Annotated in this window: 23 protein-coding genes; 17 read left to right on the forward strand and 6 right to left on the reverse strand. The window is 58.5% G+C overall.

The features are described 5' to 3' along the window. Positions 1-25: 25 nt before the first annotated feature. Together O4H62_RS22025 and O4H62_RS22030 are read left to right on the forward strand one after the other, a co-directional pair. Positions 26-835: an SDR family NAD(P)-dependent oxidoreductase gene (locus O4H62_RS22025; protein ID WP_269391014.1), complete on the forward strand. Its 810-nt coding sequence runs from the start codon at positions 26-28 to the stop codon at positions 833-835. 163 nt (positions 836-998) lie between these two features. Beyond that, entirely contained in the window at positions 999-1,694 is a 696-nt protein-coding gene (locus O4H62_RS22030; protein WP_269391015.1) for a nitroreductase, read from the forward strand. 93 nt (positions 1,695-1,787) lie between these two features. Here the strand turns inward: O4H62_RS22030 and O4H62_RS22035 are convergent, their stop codons facing one another. Continuing rightward, positions 1,788-2,939, reverse strand: a complete 1,152-nt coding sequence (locus O4H62_RS22035) for a CaiB/BaiF CoA transferase family protein (protein ID WP_269391016.1) — start codon at positions 2,937-2,939, stop codon at positions 1,788-1,790. A 371-nt stretch (positions 2,940-3,310) separates the two neighbouring features. Here O4H62_RS22035 and O4H62_RS22040 point away from each other — a divergent pair, with 371 nt between their 5' ends. Both O4H62_RS22040 and O4H62_RS22045 read left to right on the forward strand, forming a co-directional pair. Further along, positions 3,311-4,063 (forward strand): SDR family NAD(P)-dependent oxidoreductase, encoded by a 753-nt coding sequence (locus O4H62_RS22040; RefSeq protein WP_269391017.1) that lies wholly within the window; start codon positions 3,311-3,313, stop codon positions 4,061-4,063. 48 nt (positions 4,064-4,111) lie between these two features. Then, entirely contained in the window at positions 4,112-4,696 is a 585-nt protein-coding gene (locus tag O4H62_RS22045; protein WP_269391018.1) for a DUF2889 domain-containing protein, read from the forward strand. 108 nt (positions 4,697-4,804) lie between these two features. Here O4H62_RS22045 and O4H62_RS22050 read toward each other — a convergent pair whose 3' ends face one another. After that, positions 4,805-6,040: a TetR/AcrR family transcriptional regulator gene (locus O4H62_RS22050; protein WP_269391019.1), complete on the reverse strand. Its 1,236-nt coding sequence runs from the start codon at positions 6,038-6,040 to the stop codon at positions 4,805-4,807. Between the two features lie 584 nt (positions 6,041-6,624). On the opposite strand from O4H62_RS22050, the gene O4H62_RS22055 reads away from it, so the two are divergent. The 5 genes from O4H62_RS22055 (at position 6,625) to O4H62_RS22075 (ending at position 13,144) form a co-directional block, all read left to right on the forward strand. Beyond that, positions 6,625-8,694: a 3-hydroxyacyl-CoA dehydrogenase NAD-binding domain-containing protein gene (locus O4H62_RS22055; protein ID WP_269391020.1), complete on the forward strand. Its 2,070-nt coding sequence runs from the start codon at positions 6,625-6,627 to the stop codon at positions 8,692-8,694. Next, positions 8,691-9,470 (forward strand): SDR family oxidoreductase, encoded by a 780-nt coding sequence (locus O4H62_RS22060; RefSeq protein ID WP_269391021.1) that lies wholly within the window; start codon positions 8,691-8,693, stop codon positions 9,468-9,470. The genes O4H62_RS22055 and O4H62_RS22060 overlap by 4 nt, the downstream gene beginning before the upstream one ends. A gap of 8 nt (positions 9,471-9,478) precedes the next feature. After that, positions 9,479-11,224 carry an acyl-CoA dehydrogenase gene (locus O4H62_RS22065; RefSeq protein ID WP_269391022.1) on the forward strand — a complete coding sequence of 582 codons (1,746 nt, stop codon included), beginning with the start codon at positions 9,479-9,481 and terminating at the stop codon, positions 11,222-11,224. 75 nt (positions 11,225-11,299) lie between these two features. Then, positions 11,300-12,484, forward strand: a complete 1,185-nt coding sequence (gene bktB, locus O4H62_RS22070) for a beta-ketothiolase BktB (protein WP_269391023.1) — start codon at positions 11,300-11,302, stop codon at positions 12,482-12,484. A gap of 366 nt (positions 12,485-12,850) precedes the next feature. After that, the gene (locus O4H62_RS22075; RefSeq protein ID WP_269391024.1) at positions 12,851-13,144 is read left to right on the forward strand and encodes a hypothetical protein; all 294 of its coding nucleotides are present in this window, start codon (positions 12,851-12,853) and stop codon (positions 13,142-13,144) included. Between the two features lie 58 nt (positions 13,145-13,202). Here O4H62_RS22075 and O4H62_RS22080 read toward each other — a convergent pair whose 3' ends face one another. Both O4H62_RS22080 and O4H62_RS22085 read right to left on the reverse strand, forming a co-directional pair. Further along, positions 13,203-13,580 (reverse strand): TniQ family protein, encoded by a 378-nt coding sequence (locus tag O4H62_RS22080; protein WP_269391025.1) that lies wholly within the window; start codon positions 13,578-13,580, stop codon positions 13,203-13,205. 158 nt (positions 13,581-13,738) lie between these two features. Then, the gene (locus O4H62_RS22085) at positions 13,739-15,661 is read right to left on the reverse strand and encodes an FAD-dependent monooxygenase (protein WP_269391026.1); all 1,923 of its coding nucleotides are present in this window, start codon (positions 15,659-15,661) and stop codon (positions 13,739-13,741) included. 236 nt (positions 15,662-15,897) lie between these two features. Here O4H62_RS22085 and O4H62_RS22090 point away from each other — a divergent pair, with 236 nt between their 5' ends. Further along, on the forward strand, positions 15,898-16,266 hold the full coding sequence (locus tag O4H62_RS22090; RefSeq protein ID WP_269391027.1) for a MarR family winged helix-turn-helix transcriptional regulator: 369 nt from the start codon (positions 15,898-15,900) through the stop codon (positions 16,264-16,266). 195 nt (positions 16,267-16,461) lie between these two features. Here the strand turns inward: O4H62_RS22090 and O4H62_RS22095 are convergent, their stop codons facing one another. Beyond that, the gene (locus tag O4H62_RS22095) at positions 16,462-16,650 is read right to left on the reverse strand and encodes a hypothetical protein (protein ID WP_269391028.1); all 189 of its coding nucleotides are present in this window, start codon (positions 16,648-16,650) and stop codon (positions 16,462-16,464) included. 12 nt (positions 16,651-16,662) lie between these two features. Between O4H62_RS22095 and O4H62_RS22100 the strand changes: the two genes are divergently transcribed. The 6 genes from O4H62_RS22100 to O4H62_RS22125 all read left to right on the forward strand — a co-directional run bounded on the left by O4H62_RS22100 (position 16,663) and on the right by O4H62_RS22125 (position 23,770). After that, positions 16,663-17,358: an RraA family protein gene (locus O4H62_RS22100; RefSeq protein WP_269391029.1), complete on the forward strand. Its 696-nt coding sequence runs from the start codon at positions 16,663-16,665 to the stop codon at positions 17,356-17,358. Beyond that, positions 17,358-18,017, forward strand: coding sequence for an RraA family protein (locus tag O4H62_RS22105; protein ID WP_269391147.1), 660 nt, complete (start codon positions 17,358-17,360; stop codon positions 18,015-18,017). The genes O4H62_RS22100 and O4H62_RS22105 overlap by 1 nt, the downstream gene beginning before the upstream one ends. Before the next feature lie 24 nt (positions 18,018-18,041). After that, a complete protein-coding gene (locus O4H62_RS22110) occupies positions 18,042-19,007 on the forward strand; it encodes a cupin domain-containing protein (protein WP_269391030.1) in 966 nt (321 codons plus the stop codon). 106 nt (positions 19,008-19,113) lie between these two features. Continuing rightward, complete coding sequence (locus O4H62_RS22115) at positions 19,114-20,283, forward strand: thiolase domain-containing protein (RefSeq protein WP_269391031.1); 1,170 nt, start codon at positions 19,114-19,116, stop codon at positions 20,281-20,283. Further along, positions 20,280-21,956 carry a 3-hydroxyacyl-CoA dehydrogenase NAD-binding domain-containing protein gene (locus O4H62_RS22120; protein ID WP_269391032.1) on the forward strand — a complete coding sequence of 559 codons (1,677 nt, stop codon included), beginning with the start codon at positions 20,280-20,282 and terminating at the stop codon, positions 21,954-21,956. The genes O4H62_RS22115 and O4H62_RS22120 overlap by 4 nt, the downstream gene beginning before the upstream one ends. Then, positions 21,956-23,770 carry an acyl-CoA dehydrogenase gene (locus O4H62_RS22125; RefSeq protein WP_269391033.1) on the forward strand — a complete coding sequence of 605 codons (1,815 nt, stop codon included), beginning with the start codon at positions 21,956-21,958 and terminating at the stop codon, positions 23,768-23,770. Before O4H62_RS22120 ends, O4H62_RS22125 begins: the two co-directional genes overlap by 1 nt. 43 nt (positions 23,771-23,813) lie before the next feature. On the opposite strand, the gene O4H62_RS22130 is transcribed toward O4H62_RS22125, so the two are convergent. Beyond that, positions 23,814-24,164: a MarR family winged helix-turn-helix transcriptional regulator gene (locus tag O4H62_RS22130; protein ID WP_269391034.1), complete on the reverse strand. Its 351-nt coding sequence runs from the start codon at positions 24,162-24,164 to the stop codon at positions 23,814-23,816. Positions 24,165-24,785: 621 nt separating this feature from the next. Between O4H62_RS22130 and O4H62_RS22135 the strand changes: the two genes are divergently transcribed. Then, complete coding sequence (locus tag O4H62_RS22135) at positions 24,786-26,345, forward strand: ABC transporter substrate-binding protein (RefSeq protein WP_269391035.1); 1,560 nt, start codon at positions 24,786-24,788, stop codon at positions 26,343-26,345.

The following is a 26,345-nucleotide window of genomic DNA, read 5'->3' on the forward strand; positions in this document are numbered from 1 at the left end:
GATCAAACGAAAGTGGACAGGTCGGATGCAAGGTGACTGGCTGGAGTTGGATGGCAGGATTGCCGTCGTTACAGGCGGTGGCGGCGGGATTGGTCGTGCCATAGCGCAGTCGCTTGCAAGGCAGGGCTGTCAGGTTGCCGTGATCGACCTCGATCTGGACAATGCTGAAGAGACCGTGCGCCAAATCCGGAGCGCAAAGGGATCGGCAATCGCCTGCCGCGCCGATGTCACGGATCCTGAAAGTGTAGCATCGGCGGCCCGCAAGGTTGCCGCAGAGCTTGGAAATTGTGATTTCTTGATCAATAATGCGGCATTGCTTCGCTTTGGTCCGCTTTCCAGTCTGTCCATCGCCGATTGGACGGCAGTTCTCAATGTAAACCTTACCGGTTACTTTATCTGCTCACAGGTATTTGCCGCCCAGATGATCACGAAGGGTGGTGGCAGTATCGTTCACATCTCATCTATCGCGGGCAGCCATGTGCAACCGACCAGCGGCGCCTACAGTGTCAGCAAAGCAGGCGTAGCCATGCTGTCCAAGAACTTGGCGCAAGAACTGGGACCGCGCGGCATCCGCAGCAACGTGGTCAGTCCCGCTATGGTCATCACACCCTTGTCCGAGGTGATTTATCGGGACGCGGTTGTGCGGAAAAAGCGCGAGGAGATCGTACCGGTGCGCCGGATTGGTCTCCCGGAAGACATCGCAAATGCCGTTGTCTTTCTTACCAGCAGCCGGTCTGGGTACATCAGCGGACAGGAGATTCTGTGCGATGGCGGCTGGGGTACGACGCTCTTGCAGTCTGTGCCGCGACCTGGATTTGATGAGCCGAATGATTGACGAAAGAAAATGCCGCCCGGAGGAGCCTCATGGTATTCGCTCCTTGACCCGAGCGCCGGGGTGTTTGCCTGGAATTCTGATCGGTAAGGCTGATTTTCAATCACACAAGCTTTGAGCCGGAGGTTAACTTCGAGCCAGAACCGTAATGGAGAGATGAGGCTCAATGAATTTGGACGCACCACAGTCATCCACTCCTGATGAAACACTGGAGGCGCTTCTCGCTTTGCGGCACAGCTGCCGTGGTTTCAAGTCCGAACCCGTTGCCAATGCTACGATTTGGCGAATTCTGAAACTGGCGCAGTTGACGGCCTCGTGGTGCAATACGCAGCCTTGGAACGTGACGGTCATATCCGGACAGGCAATGAGGACGCTTCGCGCGGATCTTGTTGATCATGTCCGAAATTCGGAACCATCTCCAGATATTGCCTTCCCTGAAAAATATACTGGAATATACGCCGAGCGGCGCAAGGACTGCGGCCTTCGACTCTACGGAACTGTTGGAATTAGCAGAGAGGACCGTGCCGGAGCAGATCGCCAACGCTTGGAAAACTACCGCATGTTCGGGGCGCCGCATGTCGCATTGATCACGACAGACCGCCAACTCGGCACCTATGGTGTGATGGATTGTGGTGCCTATGTCGCAAACTTCATTCTTGCCGCGCAAAGCCTGGGCGTTGCCTCGGTTCCCCAGGCGTCACTTGCCACTGCGGCGGAATTTTTCAGATCGCGTTTTGCATGGCCGGATGATCGAGCATTTGTTTGTGGCGTTTCATTTGGGTATGAAGAGGAGGCTCATATCGCCAATCAGTTTCGCGTGCCCCGAGCTGCCCTTGAAGACAGCGCTTCGATAGTTGAGTGAGGTCTTTCGCAACCCGGACAGGGACTCGAACATGCCCCCAAACAGGTCAAAAATCTCAGGTATCGGGGGCAGCAATCGCCGGTTTTCTATCGGTCAGCTTTGAGAGCAAATTCCCCGAGTGATCAAATCGGAAACCGCCTCCTGCGTGTATCCCAACTTGCCCAGGAGTTCTGCCGTTTCTGATCCAACCCCACCCAGAGGTGGAAGTGCAATGTCACCATGCTTGCTGAAGCGCGGCGCGGGAGCCGGGACGATCTGGCCTTCAAGTTGCCTGAACGTGCGGCGTTCTTTGTTGTGAGGGTGCAGAGCAGCTTCTTCAAAGTCCAGTACTGGCGAAAAACACGCATCAGTTCCTTCCAGCAACAAACACCATTCCTTTTGCGTCTTTTCTTTGAACCTTGCCTCGAATTTCGCGCAAGTCTCGTGCCACGAGCCTTTGTCCCATTGGTTGGAGGCGGGAACGCCTTCGATGCCGCACTTCTCAATGAGGATTGCGTAGAACCGGGCCTCAATCGCCGCAATCGAAACAAACTTCCCGTCCCGAGTTTCATAAGTTCGATAAAATGGAGCTCCTCCATCAAGGAAGTTGTCTTGACGAGCATTGGTCCAGTTACCGCGTGCGTACTGGCTATAGATCTCTGTCATCAGCATCGCCGCACCATCATTCATTGCGGCATCAACAACCTGACCTTTGCCGGTTCGAACAGACTCGAGGATCGCCGAGAGGATTCCGATGGCCAACAACATGCCGCCGCCGCCGTAATCTCCGACGAGGTTCAGTGGGGGTGTAGGGGCGGCATCCCTTGAACCGATCGCGTGAAGGGCGCCGGACGTTGCAATGTAGTTCAGATCGTGTCCGGCCGCTTGTGAAAGGGGCCCGGTCTGGCCCCATCCGGTCATCCTGCCATAGATCAGTTTTTCGTTACGCATCAGGCAGGCCTCTGGTCCAAATCCCAGCCTTTCTGCCACACCCGGGCGAAAGGCCTCGATAAGTGCATCTGATGTCTCAACAAGGCGCAGAAGTATCGCAACGCCCTCGGGCGACTTCAGGTTTAGCGCGATCGAGCGTCTGCCACGGTCGACGAAACTGTCTCTGTCCGCACCCGGATCGGTCACTCGGCCGCCGTGCGTCCGGTCGACGCGGATAACCTCTGCGCCCAAATCCGCGAGGATCATGCCGCAAAACGGTGCGGCCCCCAGTCCGGCAATCTCCAGAACGCGGATGCCACTCAAAGGTCCAGACATTGCATCTATCTTTCTTTAGCACTGTGTGTCGCAAGAGATTGCTGAAAACGCGCTGCCAAAACAGGCGGATTTCGAGCAATAAAAAAACTAACGATTGTTTGAAACAATTGAGTGCGGACTGTCAATAGCTGTATTGGGTTTTCCTCTCCGCAACGGCTACAGCGCCACCTATCCAGTTGGATTCATGCACTGTTGCGCTTTGAAACAATGCATGTGCGGGTTGTTCAAATTGACCAAGTGGTGCGACCCGCAGCGGCCTTGTGGACCACGATAAAATAACGTACGTTTGTTAAAAGTGAGCTGGTTTTGGTGACTCGGTGAATGCAGAACCGTGTCCGTTTGATAATCGCTGGCGTGTCTAAGGGGCCGAGATGGGAAACACTGCACTGGTGATCGGCGGATCGGGCGGATTGGGGCGGGCAATTTGTCGGAAGATGGCGCAAGCAGGGTGGTCGGTATGTCTCACCTACCGTACCGACGAGGACGCCGCTTTGAGAGTTGTTGACGACATCTCGCGCAGCGGGGGGCGTGCCCGGTCTGAATTCTGCGATCTGACGGAGCCGGAAACGATCCGGGCGACAGCATCAGGGGCTCAGGAATGGCTGGGCCCCTTGGGCGCGGTCATTTTTGCTTCGGGAGCCCATATTTCGCAAGGCTATGTATCGGAGCTGTCGCGTACGGACTTGTCTGCGGCACTGGATGTGGACGTCATTGGATTTTTTGAATTGGCAAAGGCCACGCTTCCCTTGATGCGTCAGAACAGTGGCGGCGCATTTGTGGCCCTGAGCTCGATAGCCGTGCATAGTTTTCCTCCGCGGGACGGGCTTGGCGCAATCCCGAAGGCGGCGGTCGAAATGCTGTGCCGCGCCATTGCCAAAGAGGAAGGCAGATTTGGAATCAGGGCGAACGCAGTTGCGCCAGGATTCATAGATGCAGGCCTGGGGCAAAAATTCATGGAAGAGCTTTATACGCCATCCGTTTGGGATCGGCAGCGCCATGAAGTGCCCTTGCGGCGGTTCGGAAAAGCGGATGAGATTGCTGATGCAGTCGAATTCCTTGCCTCCGAACGGGCAAAGTACATTAGTGGACAAACACTGCGTGTGGACGGCGGGTTCGGGCTCTAGGATTTCCGTCCGTCAAATCACAGCGCGGATGCAGAGGAGTGCATGGATATGAGCGAAACCAGTCTTCAGAACGGAATATCCGTTGCGGTGTCGCGCCGCCCCATGCACACGCGCGAAGTAAACTATCGCAGCTTTTTGCGCGACGACGGCCTGTGGGATATCGAGGGGCACCTCACTGACATAAAACCGTTCGATTTCTCGAATGAAAGTGGTGTTTCCCGTGCCGCAGGTGAACCAATTCATCACATGGTTGTGCGGGCTTGCATCGATAGCGAATATATCGTCAGAAGCATTGAAGCGGGCATGTTGGCTACGCCCTATCCCGAGTGTCCGGACGCATTACAGTTTCTCGACCGCGTTGTCGGACTCAAAATGTCCGCCGGGTGGCGGCGTGGAGTAAGCGCCGCTATCGGCGGCATCTGTGGATGCTCGCATATTCGCGAGTTGCTGTTCAATATGGCGACAGCAGCATATCAGACAATTCCCGCCTATTTGGAACAACAGAGGAGGCAAAGCGGACAACCGCTGAAACAGGATGATCCCATGCCGCCCCATTATGGGGCCTGCTTTGCGCTCGCGCTCGATGGTCCGGTCATCAAGCGGAGCGCCGAGCGTTTTTATACCGGTGAGTGAGGTGTGTGTGTGGACGTCACTGATTTGGCGTCTTTCGTGACTTCTTGTGGTCACGCGCTTCGGAAACCCTCAGCAATTTCTGGGTTGCCGCGAACTGGAGTGCCGGAATCAGGATGTTTCGCCAGACCGCATAGATTTAAGCTGCGTCTCCAGAGACTGAAAATGCAGATGCCTTATGTCTGACAAGGCGGATATCTCGGCCCCCGTTGCGATGAGACGGATCAATTGCCCCAAGAACTGTGCCTGGAAATACAGGGCCGTATTATTCGAAGTTGGCATCACCAGAGATAGTCGGCGCTTCCATGCGAATATCTGGTCGCGTATGGCCAATTGTACATCTGGGCGAAGTCTGTCATTGCGTCCGGCTTCAAGCCAAAGGGAGTAATGTGCCACTGAATTCAAGCCGAATTCAGTGGCCTCACGTATGATAATTGCGGTCGTGAGGTCCGCAATGTCACTGATTGACTGGTTTCGGTTTGGATTTTCCGAAGTGTGTTTTCGATATCGGGTCTTTGACGAACGAAACAATTCAATCTGTGCAGCATTTAGCAAATCCGAAATGGACCCGAAGTAATAGGCTGGAGCCGACTGAGCCGCCCCTGTGCGCTCTGCAATTTTCCGATAGGAAACCGAGCCCGGTCCCTCTTCGATCAAAAGATCGATGGCTGCTTGCAAGATGCGCGTTTTCGAATTGTCCAACTTTTGCGGCGGCTCTGCGTCCGCTGGTTTCAGTTCGGCGGGCAACTGCCAGGCAGCGACGGGATCAGAACCTGCGGCCACCGCGCTGACCTGTTCCTTAGTCAGCCTAAGGGCAATTACCATCAATTGAAGGCCAACCACCCGGTCGATCGCATTCTGAATGCGGGCTGGATCGCTCTCCTCACCCATCGCGGCCGCCAGATCGCTCCAGATATCCAGAAGCTCCGAGAACCATTTGGAAGCCCTCTTTGTTCCCTCACGGCTGCGAGGGGAATTCAGGATGATCTCATACCAGGCTGTGGTCGAAGTGCGATGGGCTCCGGCCGCATTCATCACGAGCAATGTTGAAAAGACTTCAAGTGCCAAGACAGGGCGCTTGCCGTGCCGGTGGTCGCGAGCAATGCTGCGGAACCGCGAAAGATAGCCATCCATCAGTCGCTGCGACGCGTCCGCAAGCATATCGGCCTTGGTTGCATAATAATATGTTGTCACTGAAAGCGATATTCCCGCCGCTTTGGCGACGGCGCGATGCGTCAATTTTCCGATGCCCGCCTCGGATAAAACGGCAATAACCGCATTTCCAATGATCTGCCGCACCGGCGCAGAATGGCTGGTCGAACTTGGTTTGTCATTTTCATTGGTCATCGGGAATGCGCATTTCGGCAAAACGGAACGGTCATTTCGGTAGGTCGCGGGCAGTCGGTTCACTGCTTCCGTGACAGCGGAGTGCGATCGATGGTCGCTTATCTTGTTGATGTCATCAGCAGATTGATTTCTGCCTTTTCAGCGCCCGTCAAGTAGGCGGTGTCTTTTGCCGTCTTGTGCTGTCGCCTTCAAGCGCGATGCGGCGAGCGCCGTCGATGATCCGACTGAGGGGTCCGCTTGCGATGGCCGGCTCCGCCATCATGCGTGCCATCGGGCCACTGCTCGGTGAGGCGTTGGTTTCCAGGGAGAGCGTTCATCGAAGATTTCCATGGGGTCAAGTCATTGTCGACTGGTGGGGCGCGCGTACCACGCTGCCGAGGAACAAGCGGACGGTGGAAAGCCGCGACATTCAATGCAGTACATTTTTTCAAACAAATCGTTGATCGGGTCTGGCCTTGCCGATATGATGAGTCACGGTGGGAGTTGTCTGGTGCAGGAATGTTGAGAATAATCTTATTATTATCAATAATATAAGAGAACAATGACTATCCGTTGGCTTTTCGTCGTATCAGGTGGAGAAGAAATTGCTCATTGAAACTAGCCTTGATGGCGCGGTACAAATCATCAAATTTTCAGACCCGCCGGTGAATGCCCTGTCTGTTTCGTCGGGGCTTGTTGAAGGGCTGCGAAACGCTGTCAGCGATGCGATTGCTGCGCCCGAGGTCGATGCCATCGTCATACATGGCGGAGCTCGGTTCAGCGGCGGCACGGATATCAAGGATTTTGAAGAAAGCCCCGAACGGCTCGATGCAATCCGCGGGTTGCAGGATATGATTGAGGCGGCGTCAAAGCCTGTCATTGCGGCGATCAACGGCCTCTGCCTGGGTGGTGGACTGGAGTTGGCAGTGTCCGCGCATTACCGGGTGGCATCTTCCGACGCGCAAATCGGGTTTCCCGAGGTTACATTGGGGCTGCTGCCCGGAGGAGGCGGCACGCAGCGGACAGTCCGTCTGGTAGGGGCTGCAAGAGCGCTGGAGCTGATGCTGGGCGGGCGGCCGATTTCCGCGCAACAAGCGGCTGAGATCGGTTTGATTGACCGAGTGGTCGAAGGTGACGCGGTCACTGCAGCGCTGGAGATGATGAAGTCCGGCATTTTATCCGTAGTCCGGCCGACCGGTGAGCTTCCTGTCCCCGACGATATCGCGTCAACGATTGTTCAGGTTCGGCAAGGCCGTCTCCTTTCTGTTGCGGAAGAAAACATCGTCGCTTGCGTCGAGGCCGTTGGAAGGCTCGGCTTCCGCGAAGGACAGAAGTTTGAGGCGCGCCTGTTTGGTGAATTAATGCAGTCAGAGACGGCAAAAGCCCTGCGCCATGTCTTCCTCGGCCGCAGCCTTGTTTCGCGGATTCCATGCATTTCGAAATCGGAGCCACTCCCGATTGGCACGGTGACCGTCATAGGTGGCGGCCTGATGGGAACGGGGATTGCAACTGCGCTTTTGACCGCCAATCTGAGGGTCAATGTGGTCGAGCCCGATGCCGGTCGGCGCGACAAGGCGCAGGCTGCCATTTCCAAGACCATTCATCGAGACGTTCAAAAGGGCAAGATCACACAAGAGGTCGCCGATGAGCGTCTGGCTGCGCTCTCGATGGTCGCCAGAGTACAAGACGCCGCAGCTGCGGATCTGTTCATTGAAGCGGTATTTGAAGATATCGGCGTCAAGCGGCAGGTGTTCGAGATTCTCGACCAATACGCGCCAGCGCATGCGCTTCTGGCAAGCAACACTTCGACGCTTGATCTTGATGCGATCGCGGCCTTCACCAAGCGACCCCAACAGGTCGTTGGGATGCACTTTTTCAGCCCAGCCAATATTATGCGCCTCCTGGAGATCGTTCGCGGGGCAAAAACCTCGAACGAGACTCTCATCAGCGCCATGGCATTCGCAAAGAAAATCCGCAAGACCGGTGTCGTGGCGGGTGTCTGCGACGGGTTCATCGGCAACCGTATTTTTGAAGAATACCTTCGGCAGGCCTGGTTCCTGCTTGAGGAAGGGGCGCTGCCGCAACAGGTGGATCTGGCGCTTGAGGCCTTCGGGATGGCAATGGGCCCGTGCCGGGTGATGGATTTGGCCGGTCAGGATATCGGGTGGAATATCCGAAAGCGCCGCGCCGTGGAGCAGCCGGCCCGCCCTTATTCCAGAGTGCCCGACCTCATCTGTGAACTTGGCCGTTTTGGTCAGAAAACCGGAGCGGGATTCTACAAGTACCCGGATGGTCGCACGCCCGAAATCGACCCGGAAATCGAAAATCTGATTGAGGCGGAATCCGGACGTATCGGGCTGCAACGCCGCATCATCGATGACAAAGAGATTGTCGATCGATGCATCTTGGCGATGATAAATGAAGGCGCACGGATCGTGGGCGAAGGCATCGCCTACCGTCCCGTGGATGTCGATATTGTCTATGTCGACGGCTATGGCTTCCCGACCCAACGGGGCGGGCCAATGTTCTTCGCCGATCAGCGGGGCCTGGAAAATGTCCTGAAACAAATTCGCGCTTTTGCCGCCGGCCGCCACGGCTGGGCGTACGAGCCTGCGCCCCTGCTAGAAACGCTGGTCGCGGAAAACCGGTCCTTTTCGGAGATGAACAAATCATGAAGAAACTCGCCAATCTCTTTGACCTGGCCGGCAGGGTTGCCATTGTGACGGGCGGTTCGCGGGGGCTGGGCCTGCAAATTGCGCGCGCACTCGGCCAGTATGGCGCGTCGATTGTGCTTGTCGCCCGCAAGCTGCCGGATTTGGAGGCCGCCGCTCAAGAATTGACTGCCGAAGGCATTGCGGTAAAGGCCTTTGCCGCAGACCTCTCGGATACTCTTGTCACAGAACAGCTTGTCGAGCGGGTCATGGACGAGTTCGGCCGCATCGATATCCTTGTTAACAATGCAGGAGCGACCTGGGGGGCTCCGGCCGAGGATTATCCACAATCCGGTTGGGACAAGGTAATCAACTTGAACGTTTCGGGGGTTTTCCACCTCACCCAGCAGGTCGCGCGCCAGGCCTTTCTTCCGCAAGGGGGCGGTGCGGTATTGAACCTGGCATCAATCGAAGGCTTTCTTGGCCATCACCCCAGCCGCACCGGGACTATTGCCTATAACACCTCGAAGGGGGCGCTTATCAACATGACCCGGGCCCTGGCCGCTGAATGGGGTCCCCGCAAGATCCGGGTCAATGCCTTGGCGCCTGGTTTTTTCCCATCCAAGATGACAGCGTCGACCGTGGATACCCACGGAGATGAGATGATTTCACAGACACCTCTCGGCAAACTTGGCGGCGAGACTGACCTTATGGGGCCGGCGCTGCTTCTGGTCTCCGACGCCGGTGGCCACATCACCGGACAAACCATCGTTGTCGATGGCGGCGCCACAATCATTTGAGTGAACACATGTCCAATTCCCTAATCTCGCGCAATGATCTTGATTTCCTTCTCCACGACTGGCTGAAAATCGATGATCTGGCGGATCGTGATCTGCTGGCCGCCTTTTTGGATTTGTCGGAAAAGCTGGCGGCAGACCAGTTCCTTCCGCATTACAGACAGTCTGACATCGACGAGCCGGAACTCACGGCGGATGGAGTTCACGTCTGCGCGCCGATTGGTCCGGCGCTTAAACAATATGCCGATCTGGGTTTCTTTTCGGCTGGGTTCGAAGAGCTACATGGCGGATCTGGGCTACCCTTCATCGCCTGCGCGGCATCATTTGCCTATTTCGCTGCTGCCAATATTGCCACAGCTGCCTATCCCATGCTGACGGTTGCCAATGCACGGCTGATCACGACCTTCGGAAGTGCAAGTCAGATCGAGACTTTCGCGCTTCCACAGATCGAAGGGCGCTGGTTCGGCACCATGTGCCTTTCCGAAACACAGGCCGGATCCAGTTTGGCCGATTTGCAGACACGGGCCGTCCCCGACGGCACGGATGAACTGGGAAGCCGGTTCCGTCTTACCGGCAACAAGATGTGGATTTCCGGTGGCGATCAGGACATCAGCGAAAACATCGTTCATCTGGTGCTGGCAAAAGTGCCCGATGCCCAGGGTCGCCTGCCCGAAGGCACGCCTGGAATCTCGCTTTTCATCGTTCCCAAGATTCTTCCCGATGGAACCCGCAATGACCTTTCCGTTGCCGGTCTGAACCACAAGATGGGTTATCGTGGCACTGCGAACTGCGTGCTCAATTTTGGCGAGGGCGACGGTGCGGTAGGGTGGATTGTGGGCGAGCCGGGCCAGGGGTTGCGGCAAATGTTCCTGATGATGAACGAGGCCCGGATCAGCGTCGGTCTGGGCGCTGCGGCGCTCGGCTACCGGAGCCATCGCCTTTCGGTACAATATGCCCGCGAGCGCAGCCAGGGGCGGCCCATTGGCGAACGCGGTGGAGCGCCTGTCGCAATTATTGAACACGCTGACGTCAAGCGTATGTTGCTTGCGCAGAAATCCTATGCAGAAGGCGCATTGGCGCTTTGTCTCTATTGCGCCCGGCTTGTCGATCTGGAAACGACAGATGCCGATAGCGCCGCCTTGCTCGGCTTGCTGACACCTGTGACGAAGACATGGTCGTCTGAATACGGTCTGGCAGCCAATGACATCGCGATCCAGATACACGGAGGTTACGGCTACACACGCGACTTCCAGGTGGAGCAATTGTGGCGCGACAACCGTCTCAATCCCATTCACGAGGGCACGACAGGAATCCAAGGTATTGATCTTCTCGGGCGCAAGATTTTGCGGGATGGGCAGGCACTGGCGGTGCTTGAACAGGCTATTCGGCGTTGCAGCGAAGCGGCGGTTCACGACGCTTCCCTCGGGCGATTTGCAGATGAGTTGCTCGACGCGTGGGGTCAGATAAACGCCGCGATCGACTGTTTGCGTGGCTGCGAGGGGTCAAGCGCCTTTGCGCATGCCACACTGTTCCTGCGGGCTTTTGGACATACGGTGGTCGCCTGGTTGTGGTTGGATCAGGCGCTTGCTGCGCGGAAACTGGCCGAGGCGGGTGGTGCAGATGCTGATTTTATCGACGGAAAACTGATGACATTTCAGTATTTCTTCGAAACCGAGCTGCCGAATGTTGCAGCGTGGTTGGCCCCGATCCTGTCAAAAGGCAACGCGGTGACGACAGCGCGGACAGCAATTTTTTGAAACGAGGATCGTCCGGACAACAGGGCAATAGCCCCTGCGGCTGAATTCAAAGTTCTCGGACAAAGGGAGACTGATGTGAGTAAAGAAATTTATATTGTCGCGGCCAAACGCACTGCGATCGGCGCATTTGGGGGCAGTCTGAAAGACTTTGAACCGGGTGCACTTGGGGCAATGGTGACCCGGGCGGCCATGGCCGCTGCCGAAGTCAGTCCTGAACGCGTCGATCATGTGGTGTTTGGCCAGGTGATCCCAACCTCGCCACGTGACGCCTATCTGGCGCGCGTGGTTTCGATCGAGGCCGGCATACCAAAAGAGACCCCTGCGCTGACCGTGAACCGCCTTTGCGGCTCCGGAATGCAGGCAATCATTTCTGCAGCGAATGCCTTGGCGCTTGGCGACGCGGAGATCGCCATCGGCGGTGGGGTCGAAATCATGAGCCGGGCCCCCTTCTTTGCCCCACAAGTGCGCTGGGGCCAGCGCATGGGAGATGCCATTCTTGTTGACGGGCTGAACGGGGCGTTGACAGATCCATTCGGGGGAATCCTGATGGGTGTAACGGCCGAGAATGTGGCGGAACGCTACGGTGTCAGCCGCAAGATGCAGGATGCACTAGCGGTGGAAAGCCACCGCAGGGCGAGCCGGGCCTTGGCTGAAGGCCGTTTCACGTCGCAAATTGTTCCGGTCGAGGTCACGAATCGCCGAAAAACTGTCACTTTTGACACGGATGAACATGTCCGCCAGGACGCCACGTTGGACGACATGGCAAAGCTGAGGACATTGTTCAAGAAGGACGGGGGCACGGTTACAGCCGGCAATGCTTCCGGCATCAATGACGGGGCTTCGGCGGTCGTTCTTGCCACAGCAGAGGCCGTGAAGGCTCATGGCCTTACGCCGCTCGCCCGGCTCGTCTCTTACGCCCATGCCGGGGTCGAGCCTGCCTATATGGGCATCGGTCCGGTGCCGGCCTCACAGAAGGCGCTGGCCCGGGCAGGGCTTTCCGTCGGTGACCTGGATATTGTCGAATCCAATGAGGCATTCGCCGCACAGGCCTATGCCGTGGCAGCCCAGCTGGGTTTCGATCCTGAGCGTACCAATCCAAATGGCAGCGGTATTTCTCTTGGCCACCCGGTCGGTGCAACAGGTGCAATCATCATCACCAAGCTCGTTCATGAACTGCAAAGATCATCTTCCGGTCATGGGCTGGCCACGATGTGCATCGGCGGAGGTCAGGGTATCGCCATGATTCTGGAACGGGTCTGATTCCCCGGCGTTCAGTATTGCAAGTCCAGGCAGTCAACTGAGGGGCTGTCGCTCGGCATTAAAACGTAAGAATGCGCCGAATTGATCCAAGATTGGCATTTAATTGTGAGAATCCTGGCGGTCGGATTCTCAGATTAAGTGCATCTGGGATGAAGCTTTCCACGCACGGGTTCGAGTTATCATTCTCTCGGCGGCGTCACTGAATCGGACGCGATTGCCGCCCATCATGTGAGCACTCAGCATCTGGAGCATCTCTGGTCCAGCACGCTCGACGATGGCTACCCCTGCCTGCAAAGCCGGTCGCATGTGAAGAGGCAGGATCGGCTTTGCAGGCGTGGGCAGTTTCTCCCCCTGCTCGGCAACGACATGGTCAAGATCAGGGATGCTTGCGCCAAGCACACGGAAGCGCCAAAGGTCATGCTCGCGCGGGAAAGGTCTTGGAATGCGTCGCATCAGAAGAAGCCGGGCAATCTCGGTTGGCGATGTCCAGGTGCCGATGCCACGTTCGGCTTCATTGTCGAGCAGCTTTTCGCCACGAAGAGCGGCACTCCGATATTGCCGGAAAGGGGAGGGGATTTCCCGCTTATCAGGATCCCGGAGTTGGTCTGCGCACAAAGGGCGCGTAATGTGTCACCGGAGCAGCTGGCTTCGCAGGATTAGAGCACTTCCGGTGAAAGCGGAGTCACCGAAAATGCTCTATCTTATTGTTTTCACGCAATTATTGACGCGAAGCCGGTTCCCACTTTCGCTGGAATTGCTCTAGCGGTTCCGTATCTCCCCGGTTGCAGTTGGTGCAGATCTGCGTTGACCGTGTGGCAATGAGACGACCCGATGCTTGCGCGACATTTGCGAAAGTCATTCGACGCATCATGGCCGGCTCGGTGGCAAACATGTTGGCCAGGCGGATTTCCTGATCACCGTTCAGTTGCATATCTGCCGCTCGCAATGAGGAAGCCTCCGGCAAGCAATGCCGAAGGATGACCAGCGGCGGGACCGCGTAGAAGGCGGCATGCCGACTGATCCAGGATGACAGGAGTTCGCCTGAATGGCGCGACAAGAGCACCGGCAGCGGTTGAGGCGGCGTGTTCTCAATCATGTGAACGCCGCCTCGGCATCGAACTCCGGCTCCCAGTTCTCGACTGCTTCGTCGTTAATGTGCGCCCGGCCGTTTTCGACGGCCAGGCCGTTGATCCTGTGGAAGGGTAGCGTCGCCTAAACTTGGGTTTTGCACAGGATGCCCACCATGGACCTGCTTCATGAGGCCGGCAGCAAAAACCCGTCGAAGAAGGCACGCAACTCGTCATGCGCATCAAGCGGCAGCACATTGGCCACATATTGATCCGGCCGAACAATCACGGCGCAGCCTTTTTCCCTGTCGATGCCTCGCATTTCAAAAATGTCATTGCCGCTTTTAAGATCCGCACAAAACACTTTCTCATAGTCGCAAAGCCCATAGGCGCCCTTTGCAGGCTTCAGAAGCGAAGGCATTTTGTCGTGCGACAAGTCGCGATAGCCCTGTTGGAACACGGCCCGGAAATCGATGACCGCATCAATGTCCTCATCCGGCCGTGTGTATTTGACAACCGGGGAGTTGGGATCGTTTTCGAGAAATTCGCTCAGATTGTGAATGCCGGAACCGGGTTGGCCGGCATCGCCCATTGCGGCGAAGGCGTAGATACGCCAGCAGGCGTCGGCCTGGGCTACATGGCCCAATTGCATAGGCTTGGCGTCCGCCAACCGGACAACAGGGGCCGAATGGAACCGCTTGCCGATCGGCTGTCCGGTGGCAAGGCCTTGATATGTCGCATCGCCAATCAATTGCGAAGGCTCATAGCAGACGGCCAACCCGGCGGTGAAGGTCCGGTTCGCGTGGAACTGCTCCTGAAAGACCGGCACTTTTTTCGTCTTGAGCTCGGGATTCTTCTCGGCTTCGCTGGTGATGCGGGTCCAGTCCCGGTTGGTGTCAACAAGGCGCTTGGCCTCATTCCAGCGTTCCGCGGAATAGGTGCGAAGAAGTGAAGGGTCGGAGCGGCCTTTAAGGACCTGAACCAGTTTCCAGCCCAGATTGAAGGTGTCCCCCATGGAAACGTTCATGCCCTGGCCACCTCTTGGACTATGGGTGTGGCAAGCGTCTCCCGCAACAAAGACGCGGGGATTGCGCGTGGCGGTTTCCTGCTCCGGCACATCGTCGAACTTGTTGGTCATGCGATGGCCGACCTCGTAGATCGACCACCAGACCGCCTCTTTCACATCGATCGAATAGGGGTGCAAAATCTTGTTGGCCTTCGCGACAATCTGATCCAGCGTCACGTCGCGGTCAGCGGCGCGCTCGCCCGGCTTCAGCTTGTCCATTTCGACATACAGGCGAAACATATAGCCTCCCTCGCGAGGCAGGACGGCGATATTGCCATGGCTCGTCGACTGGATCATGCATTTCATCCGAATGTCGGGAAAGTCGGTGGTGGCAAGCAGGTCCATGACACCCCAAGCCTGATTGGCTGAAATGCCACGCAGTTCGCCACCGATTGCCTCGCGCACGGCGCTGCGCGCACCGTCGCATCCAACCACGTAATTGGCCCGAACCGTCACCTCCTGGCCCTCGTTTTCCGGATCGGTCCTTTCCAGAACGACCGTAACCGGATGGGTGTCGGCAGTGGTATCAACGGTCAGATCCCGCACCTGGAGCGAGTAGTCCGGCTCAAGTCGTGAGGCGGAATTTCGCATCACCTCGAGATAAAGTTCGTGCACGCGCGCCTGGCTCATGAGTGTGTGCGGCATTTCCGACAGGTCGTCCTCGACGTCCTCCGCACTGCCATTGCGAATGATATTGCCGGGCTTGTCCGGATCCGGAACCCAAAAGGCGGTTTCGTTGGCCCAATAGGCCTCTTCCTTTGCCTTTCCCGCAAAACCGAAGGCCTGAAACATTTCCATCGAACGAACGTTGATTCCATCCGCCCGGCCTTTTTCAATCGGCCCGGGCCCGCGCTCCACGATCATCGTGTCGATCTCGGGGAACGCTGAAAGCTGTGCTGCCAATGTCAGGCCGGCAGGACCGCAACCGACGATGAGGACATCAACTTCCCTGATGCCGTCCGCTCCAACGCCCTTGATCTGTTTCGGGGCGGCGGCGACAATTCTTGGGTCGCCCGGCTTGAATCCGTTAAGATAGTACTGCATGCGCGCTGTCCCTTGTTCCGGTAAATTTTCCACACTCTGCCAGATGCCGAAAGTAAACAGCATACTTATGATTTTGAGTCAACAAAAAGTAATGGGTATACTGATCATTGGTTCGGACGTAGAGTGAATTTGACGGTCCTGTGGGTTGGCGACGATAGATCAAACGGAGATACATGATGAAAATCAATGGCGTAGCTGGGCATCTCATTCGCCGCCTTCACCAGATATCGTCACACATGTTCACAACGCGTGTATTGGCTGCGGGATATGACCTGACTTCAGTCCAGTTCGCCGCGATGGGTGCGGTTAGGGCCGTCCCCGGCATTGACCAGGCCGGCGTCGCGGCGGCGATCGCCTATGACCGGACGACGATTGGCGGCGTTATCGACCGGCTGGAAAAGAAGGGCTATATCGTGCGCGCGGTCAGCGCCCACGATCGCCGCGCCCGGGAGATATCGCTGACCCCGATGGGCGACCAGGTCTTTTCCACCTTGCAGCCGGTGGTTCAACGTCTGCAGCGCGAAATCCTTCAATGCCTGGATGACGAAGAGCATGCAACGTTCATGGCCCTGTTGCAAAAAGCGGTCGGAGACGCGCAGGACTGATACGGCGACGCGCTGACGAAGCCAAAGCAATTGGGCCAGGTTCCGGATAATGGCCGGCTTTGAAACGTAGTTTCCCCAACTGCAATGGTCAGCGTCGAAGCCTTGGGGCATCTTGCCACGACGCACAGGGTGCAGCGCCCGAAACCTGATCGGATTTGGTTGCTCTGTCGCGAAATACCCCCACCGCCAAGCTGCTTAAACACGGACCCGCGTCGCTCCGGTGAAGCGCGTCTTGGTCCATGGCGCCACCACGATCGTCGAATCCAAAGCAGGTGACATGCCCTGACTTTCGGGCCGACGGCAATGCCAACCGAGCGCATCGCCAGTTTCCAGATTGCCTGTTGCGTTCTTTTGTGCAATATGCAGTTCCGTAGAATAGAACATGCTGAGGTTCAGATGACAGAGACCGATTCGAATCAAATGGCCGATGAGGCCGTTCAACGGCTGCGCCGGCTCGATTGCTGCGCTGTGTCAGATGCTCTCGACCAATTGGGGCTGCAGGGACAAGTGACGGGCGTGCCAAAGCGCTCGGGACAGGCGTCACGGATCGCGGGGCGCGTTATTACACTGAAATTGCATGACGGTCCCCGAGCGGAAGGGCCATTGCGTCACTTGGGGACATCGGCGGTGGAGCTGTCCGGGCCGGAGAACGTTATCGTTGTCGAGCAGCGCACAGGCAAGGATGCCGGGTGCTGGGGCGGATTGTTGACTTTAGGGGCAAAGCTCCGCGGCGCCGCAGGCGTGGTGGCTGATGGGCCTGTGCGCGACATCGACGAAGCGCGCGATTATGACTTCCCGGTGTTTTCAACCGCTCTAACGGCCCGCACCGCGCGAGGCCGGGTTGTTGAGGCGGCGACCAATGAACCAATCACTCCCTGGGGAGTGCCTGTTGCGGCGAATGACTATGTGATCGCCGATGCAAGCGCAGTTATTTTCATTCAGGCGCCGCAGGTCGAGGCCGTTCTCGATGCGGCTGAAGCCATTGCCTTCAAAGAAGCCGTGATGGCCAAAGCCTTGTTGAGCGGAACGCCGATCAGCGCAGTCATGAGCGGTGACTACGAAAACATGCTGGACGGGGGAGCGGGCAAATGATGTTCGATGCATCAAGGACAACGAATGCCGACTTTCCACGCATCGCCGCTGATATTGTTGATCGTGCCCGCCCTCTTCCGACGGCCACTCTGCACGAAGCGGGCGGAAAAATTGGCGCTTTGCCTTCAGCGATCCGCTCGATGATTTCGGGATTGGGGGTCGTCGGTCCGGCGCTGACGGTGCATTCGCCGGGCGCTGACAACCTGTGGCTACACCGGGCGCTGGAAATCGCACGGCCGGGCGACGTGATGATCGTTCACGTCTCTGGCGCGTATGATTTTGGATACTGGGGCGAGGTCATGTCGACAGCGGCCAAGGCGCGGGGTCTTGCGGGGCTGGTGATAGACGGCTGCGTGCGCGATGGCGATCTTCTGGAAGATGTCGGCGTGCCGGTTTTTGCGCGCGGTCTGTCCATGCGGGGGACCGGAAAGGATTTCGGCGCCGTGGGATGGATCGGCGCTCCGCTCCTGATGGGCCAGGTGGTTGTGAATGCGGGCGACTTGATCGTTGGCGACGCGGATGGGGTGGTCAGCCTGCCGCGCGGCACTGCCACAGAGGTTATCGACGCCTCAATCGCACGGGAAGCGGCCGAACAGGGTCAAATCAAGCGGCTCGAAGCCGGCGAAACCACCATGTCGATTTTCGGTTTCCATCGCTAATCGCTGACCGTGGGAGGAGAGACCATGACTACCGAGGATGAAATTCGCGCGGCCAACGGGTTGGATGATTTGTATCCTGTTCTGAGCCGCAATCGGTATACGGCGGGCTGGAACAAGAAAAGCCGTTCCCTGTGGCCCGAGCCAGCCACGGCGCTGACTCCGCAACATTGGAGTTATTCCGAAGCACGGGCCGCCTTGGAGCAAGCCGGGCGCTGGATTGGGACGGATTTGGCAGAGCGGCGCAATCTGCTGATGTTCAACCCGGTTGAGGGGAATGAATACGATACCGTCAACACCCTGGTTGCGGCCTATCAGATGATCAAACCGGGAGAGCATGCACGCGCGCATCGCCATACGCCAAATGCGTTGCGTTTGATCCTGGAGGCCGGCGCCGGGCTGTTTACTGTCGTTGACGGGGTCAAGCTGCCGATGGTCGAGGGGGATGTGCTGTTGACCCCCGGTCGCGCGTGGCACAGCCACTTCAACGAAGGCGACGACAACGCCTATTGGATCGACATTCTTGACGTTCCCCTGGTGCACCGGCTGGAGCCGATGTTCTTTGAGGAGCTTGCCGGCGGAACCCAGGCCGTGATTGAGGCGCCGCAGGCGCACCCGTACTGGTTTTCCAGGGCCGAGACTGAAGCGGCGTTGGCCCTGGCGACGCCTGACAAGTTCGGGATGCGGCGTCACCGGCTGGAATCGCAAGGGGCCATACCTACGATGGAACTGAGCTGGCTGGCATTGGAGGCGGGCGCGAGTACCGGGGAGCTGCGCAGCACCGAGAGCCGCATTTACGCGGCAACCAGGGGGCATGGCCAGTTTACGACGGCGGCGGGCGTTCACAACTGGGGGCCAGGCGACGTGTTCGCCGCACCCGGTTGGGCCGCTCACACTATCCTCGCCCAATCCGATGCCCGGATTTTTGAGGTTTCAGATGCCCCGGTAATGCGGGCGTTTGGATTTTATTTCGACGCCGACAATCGTCCCTGATCGGACATCGGAAGGGGATTGACGCAATCCCCCGGCGGCACTAAACACACTCATATAGTAAGGTAACCTTATATAGCTGACGGAACTCAAGAGGAGGCAAGTCGCGATGAGCATTCGGGGGCAAGCGCATATCGCCGGGATCTATGAACATCCCACGCGACGGGCAGACGGGATTTCCACTGCGCGACTGCACGCCGATGTGGCCCTGGGAGCGCTGGCCGATGCCGGTCTTTCGCTGAGCGATGTCGATGGCTATTTCTGCGGTGCCGATGCGCCGGGGCTGGGCGGCTTCTCGATGGCCGAGTACCTTGGCCTGACAAACCTTCGCTACATGGATACGACCGAAACGGGTGGTTCGTCGTATCTTCTGCATGTCTCGCACGCCGTCCGTGCCATTGCCTCGGGGCAGTGCAATGTCGCGCTGATTACCATGGCGGATCGCCCCTTGGCTGCCAATGCCGGACCGGTGTTGGCCGGTGTCGACATGTCATTGGTGCCCGAGCGCGAATTCGCCGCTCCGGTGCCGCTGCCGCCCGTTTTCGGCTATGCGATGATCGCACGGCGTCACATGCATGAATTCGGCACAACGCCCGAGCAACTTGCGTGGGTCAAGGTCGCCGCTTCGCACCATGCGCAATACAATCCGCACGCAAAGCTGCGCGAGGTGCTGAGCCTCGAAGAGGTCATGGCCTCGCCGCTCATTGCTGATCCGCTGCGCCGCGCGGACTGCTGCGTGGTGACCGATGGCGGCGGCGCGTTGGTGGTGACTCGGCCCGAGATCGCCCGGAGCCTAGGGCGCCCTTCAGTGCGGATCGCTGGATGCGGCGAAGCAATGAAACACAATGCGGCAGGGCGAATGAATCCGATGTCTTCGGCGGGCGTCTTTAGTGGCGCCAAGGCGTTCGAGGAGGCCGGGGTTCGCCCCAGCGACATCAAGTATGCATCGCTTTACGATAGCTTCACGATCACCGTTATCATGCAGCTCGAAGATCTGGGCTTCTGCGAAAAGGGGCATGGCGGGCGCTTTGCCGCCGATGGCAACCTTATCTCGGGCATCGGCAAGTTGCCGTTCAACACCGATGGCGGCGGATTGTGTTCCAATCATCCGGGCAACAAGGGCGGCATGACAAAGATGATTGAAGCCGTGCGGCAATGCCGCGGCGAGGCTCATCCCGCAGTGCAGGTACCCGATCATTCCCTCGTCTTGGCCCATGGAACGGGCGGACTGATGTCCAGCCAGCACATGGCCGCAACCGTGATTTTGGAGGCTGCATGACCGAGCGCAACAAACCCGAAATCCTGATCTCCGCCGAGGCAGAGGCTTTCGCAGCATCAGCCGCGCATGGGGACTTGATCCTGCGCGAATGCCGTGACTGCAACGAACTCCACGTCTACCCGCGCGCACATTGTCCACTCTGCGGCAGCCGAAATCTGGGATGGCGCAAAGCCAGCGGGCAGGGGACGCTTTATTCCTTCACCCGCATGGCCGGGCGCCGCGCGGCGGCACCGGCAATCGTCGATCTGGACGAGGGGCTGCGTGTCAATTCAGTGGTGCTGGACGCCGACACATATCAGTTGGCGATCGGTGATACGGTGCAGGTGCGATTCCAGCCTGATGCGCAGGACGTGTTGCGGTTGGCGTTCACGACGTCGGCGGCAGAGAATGCGCGCGCATATTCCGCGCAGGCATTTGCAATGGTGGATGCCGATCGGGAGAGGTTTGCGGCTGGAGGAGCGCCCGAGGAGGTCAAGACAGTTGCCGTCGTTGGCGCCGGAAACATGGGCATTGGCATTGCGACCGCATTTCTCAATGCCGGGTTCACGGTGCTGATGCTGGATCAGAACGCCGAGGCCTTTGATCGTGCCCGTGCCCGCATTGCCGAAACCTTTGAACGGGACGTACAGCGAGGCCGGCTGGAGCCTTCGCAAGCGTCCGCAAAACTGGCGGCGCTGCAAGTCGAGACCGACATGACACAGGTGGCGCGCGCGGATCTGGTCGTCGAGGCCGTTTGGGAAGATATGGCGCTGAAGCAGGAGGTCTTCTCCTTGCTCGATCAGCATGCCCGTCCCGGCGTCTGTCTGTGCACCAACACGTCGACGTTGGATATTGATGCCATCGCCTCAAGCACAAAGCGGCCCGATCGCGTTGTCGGACTGCACTTTTTCAACCCTGCCCATGTGATGAAATTGCTGGAGGTGGTGCGCGGGGCCCAGACCTCGGATGCAACATTGGCCATGGCGACGCAGGTCGGGATGCAATTGGGCAAGGTCCCGGTTGTTGTGGGGAACGCGCATGGGTTTGTCGGCAATCGGCTGATGATCGCGCGCGAGCACGAGGCTGGTCGCATGCTGCTGGAGGGTGCGCTGCCCGAACAGATTGACGCGGTTTTGACCCGGTTCGGCATGCCGATGGGTACGTTCGAGATGCAGGACATGGCGGGTGGAATCGAGCTGAGCTATAGGGCCCGTCAGGCCCGCGGCGAGAAGAGCCCGATCATTGATCGTCTTTTCGATGCAGGCCGCCTCGGCCAAAAAACCGGCAAAGGATACTATCGATATGCGCCGGGCAATCGTCGCCCGCTGCCCGATCCGGAGGCCGTTGCGATTTTCGAAGAGGCCTCGCGGGCAGAAGGGATCACCCGTCAGCCAATCGCAGATGCTGAAATCGAGAACCGGCTGATCCTGCCAATGGTCAATGAAGGCGTGCGTCTGCTCGCTGAAGGAGTGGCGGCGCGTGCCAGCGACATCGACGTTGTCTGGCAGACAGGTTTCGGCTGGCCGGATTGGAAGGGTGGCCCAATGTATCACGCCGATCAATTGGGGCTGGCCGAGGTTCATTCCCGGCTATCTGATCTGGCCGCGTCGCATGGCGCGCGGTTCGCCCCCGCTGCTTTGTTGACCGAAATGATGGCAACGGGCGGCCGCCTTACCGATTTCGAGGATGTCTGATGCCCACATATTGCGCCCCGGTTGAGGATTACCTCTTTTTGCTGCACGACGTTGCCCGCGTGCACGAATTTGGCGACTTGCCAGGTTTTGCGGATCTGGATCCGGAATTCACCGCGGCGATGCTGCGCAGTCTGGCAGAGTTCCACGAAGAAGTGTTGCATCCCGTCAACCTGGCCGCCGACGCGGAGGGTGCGCGACTGGTCGAGGGACGCGTGCACACGCCGGGGCCCTACAAGGCACTGGCGCAAGCTTATCGCGACTCTGGCTGGCTGTCGGCAGGCATCTCCGAGAGCATTGGCGGGGCAGGGCTGCCGCCGGTGATGACCGTCGCGGTCAGCGAATTCGGCGTTGCCACGGCGCAATCCTTGCGCATGTACTTTTCGTTCTGCGCCCCCGCGGCCGAGATGCTGACCGCGTTTGGCGCAGATTGGATGAAGGCCCATGTCGTGCCGAACCTGGTGCGGGGCAACTGGACTGCCACCATGGCGATGACAGAATCCCACTGCGGCACCGACCTGCGTCAGATTCGTACCCGGGCGGTAGAGCTGTCGGACGGCACCTGGCGTTTGAGCGGCTCGAAAATGTTCATTTCGGGCGGCGACAATGATCTCGCCGATAACGTGGTCCACATCGTTCTCGCCAAGGTGCCAAACGCCGAGGGTAAGCTGGCGAATGATCTTTCGACGGTGAATGTCTTCCTCGTATCGGCCAATCGCCTGGACCAGGAAACCGGCGCTTTGACAGGGCCCAACGGCGTCACGGTCGGGTCAATCGAGCACAAGATGGGACTTGGCGGCAATGCGACCTGCGTCCTGAATTTCGACGATTGCGTCGCGCACCGGATCGCGGCGCCGGGGCAGGGGACGGCGGCGAACATGGCCGCAATGTTTTTTCTGATGACCTATGCCCGCATCGGGGTCGCCCTGTCAGGGGTGGGATACACCGAGATCGCGCAGCAAAACGCCGCCAACTATGCGCGTGAGCGCCTGTCGGGGCGCGCATTGTCAGGCATCGTCAATCCGGACGGACCCGCCGACCCCATCATCGCGCACGCCGATATCCGTCGCTTGCTGCTGGGTGCGCGTTCCTTTACCGAGGGCGGACGCGCTCTTGCCGTGAAAATGGCGCTGATGCAGTCGCAGGCCAAACACGCTGCCGACAAAGACGAGCGCAAACGCCTCAACGACATCATGGATGTGCTGACACCCGTCATGAAAGCCTATTTCACCGACAAAGGGTATCAGAGCGTTAACGATTGCCAGCAGGTCCTCGGGGGACATGGGTATATTGCAGATCACGGATTGGAGCACTTCGTCCGCAATGCACGGGTTGGGCAGATATATGAAGGCGCGAACGGGATTCAGGCGATCGATCTCGTTCGCAGGAAGCTGCGTGCAAATGAGGGGCGGGCGCGGACTGCGTTCTTTGCCGCCGTTTCGGATTTGATCGATCAACATGCCGGCGATCCGTTGATGCGGGAGTTTATCGCGCCCCTGGAAACAGCCCTTGCGGTGCTGACGGCTGTGCTCGATCGCACGGAAGACGCCGAACAGGGCAACCCGGAGGCTTCAGGCGTTGCCGCCTATGACATCTTGACCATGTTTGGCATCACTGCCATTGGCTGGGCCTGGGCGGAAATTGCCTCGGTTGTCCTGAAAAACGGCGCGGCGCATTTGACCGAGGCCGGCGGCAAACGCAAACTGGCGCTGGCCCGGCTCTGGATGGAGCGCGAGATGCCGCAGGTGACGGGACTGGCCTCGAGGGCGCTTAACGGCGTGGGCGCCCTGATGGACCTGGATTCCGAGTTGATCTGACAGAACCCTGGCCCGGACCGGTCGGCAAACGCACCGGCGCGGCCTATCGCTGAAAAAGCGCCGTCAAGTTGGCGACGAAGCGGTCGCGGTCCTCCGGACTGAGGCGCGCGAGGTAGGCGTGTTCGGCGCGCAGCACTGCATGATCGCACCGCTCTTGCACCGCCAGCCCTGCCGAGGTACGCTTCACTATAAGGTTGCGCCGGTTGCCATTGGCATAGTTGCGCTCGATCAATCCCTTGGATTCAAGCGCGGATAGATATTCGCCCATCGATTGCGCCGTCATGTTCTGCTTGCGCGCCAATTCCGCACCGGTGCACGGCTCGAACCGCTTCAAGGCACTCAGAACAGTGTATTGGCCCGTGGTCAGATCCTCGTCCTTGAGGGCATCCTCCATGATCGCGTCAATTTTCTGATAATGGCGGAAGAAATAGAAAAAGACCCTGGGTGCTGCCGTCTTTTCGGTAGTCGGGTAAGCTGTGTTCACGTGGCGACCTCTGCTCTGTGGTTCGTGTCCATCGATCACAAATCAACCAAGCCGCAACAAACCAAAGTCCATAGGCGCGGCCAAGAATTATGGCGTCGTCTTTCAAAGGCGACATGTCACGAGATTGCTTTTGACGCAATCTTATCTAGCAAGAAATCCTTTCCGTGAACACACTGGGCGCCTCTTATCCGCTGATTGGCCGGACGTGAACCGTATCCCGCGCGAACCCCCATTGCGGGTGCGAGGCGGCGGACTCGATTCGCTTGACAATAAGGTAACCTTACTATAATTCTGCCTGTGGGAACGGCGATCCAGAATCGAATCTGATCGCAGGGATGCGTTTCTGGGAGGATTACAAGCGCCCGAGTCCGGGGCCGCAGCCCGTTTTCATATTGGTCATTTGCCCCGCCTTGCTTTCTGGTGGCGAGGCGTGGTTCCGGAAAGAAAGTCAGATTGGTCGACCTTGAGGCGGTTTCCGCAAGGTTTGTGCGCGGTCATGTGTGATGAGCGCGGCTTAAAAAGGGGAGTGAGATGAATTACTGGTCAAGAATAATGAGTGCCGCCGGTGCGCTGATGCTTGTGGCATCTCCCGCATTGGCCGGGCCCGAGGATGGCACGCTGACGGTTGCCCTGGCAACGCCGGTCGAGGCGGTCGACATTTACATGGGGCCTGGTCCGGAAGTGGCGATGACGGCCAACGCGGTGTTCAATCCGCTGGTCGCCTATGACACCGGCAGCCAGTCCTATCGGGGCGTGATCGCCGAGAGCTGGACGCGTATCGACGATGAGACGATTGAATTCAAACTGCGCCCGGATCTGGTGTTTCAGGACGGCTCCGCGCTGGATTCAGAAGATGTGGCCTATACAATCAACTTCATTGCCAATCCGGAGACGCGCTTTCGGCTGAAGTCGCGGTATTCTTCGCTGGTCGGGGCCGAGGCCGTGGACCCGCTGACCGTTCGGGTTGCCACCCGCGGGCCGTTCCCGATGCTGATGGCGCGAATGATCGGCATTCCCATTTATCCCTCCGACAGCCATTCCGCGCTGGGTGCGGATTACGCCAATTGGGGCCGTGCACCGATCGGATCCGGGCCGTATCGCGTGGTGGGTTTTGATGAATCAACCGGTATCGTGATGGAGCGCTGGGACGGCTATCAGCTGGGACCGCTGCCTGAGTTCAAGAGCATCACGTTCCGCCCGCTTCCCGACCGCCAGACCCAGATTGCCGAGATGATGGCCGGACGCCTGGATGTCATTGTCGCGTCGTCACCTGATCAGGTCGCGGCCTTGACGTCGATGCCGGGCTTCGAAGCAACCATTATCCCCGACATGCTTGTGCAGTACATGTACCTTGACGCAGCGGGGCGGTCGGGAATCGAGTTCTTCAGCGATGTGCGGGTGCGGCAGGCTGTGTTTCATGCAATTGACCGCGATGCGATCCGAAACAACATTATTTCGGGTGGCACCGCGGTTGGCGAACTGACACGGCTTTGCCTGCCGTATCAGGTCGGATGTCCCGACGGCGGTTCGCCGCTGTCCTACGATCCCGATTTGGCCCGAAGCCTGCTGGCCGAAGCCGGCTATCCCGACGGGTTTGACCTGCAGGTTTCGACCTGGGGACCGTCGCGTCCCATCGCCGAGGCCGTGGTCGGCTACTTGCGCGCCGTCGGCATCCGCGCCAGTGTCGATGCGCTGACGCTGGGGGCCTATCGCCAGAAACAGGTGGAGGGTGGCCTTCAGGCACTGGTCTCGAGCTATCCCTATGGCGGGTTGCCCGATACCGGTGTTGTGGTTGATTTCTTCTTCGCCTCGCCGGACCGTGACTACTACGGCGACCCGCGCCTGCCTGCGCTGACCGCCGAAGCAAACAGCATCCTCGATGAAGATCGCCGAGCCGCGCTGTTCCGCGAGACCCTGGACCTGGTGCAGGACGAAGCGTTCATCCTGCCGATTTCCAGGGATCCGGCCGTGATCCTGCACACCGATGCTGTCAGTGTCGACGCGTCGCCACGCGGGGATGTCCTGTTCGCGCAGTTCAGCCTGTTCGAGAGCTTCGGAACCACGCCAGCTATTCTTGGCTGGGCAGACTGA

Origin of the sequence: Parahoeflea alexandrii (assembly GCF_027214025.1) — a bacterium.
GTDB classification, from domain to species: Bacteria; Pseudomonadota; Alphaproteobacteria; order Rhizobiales; family Rhizobiaceae; genus Hoeflea; species Hoeflea alexandrii_A.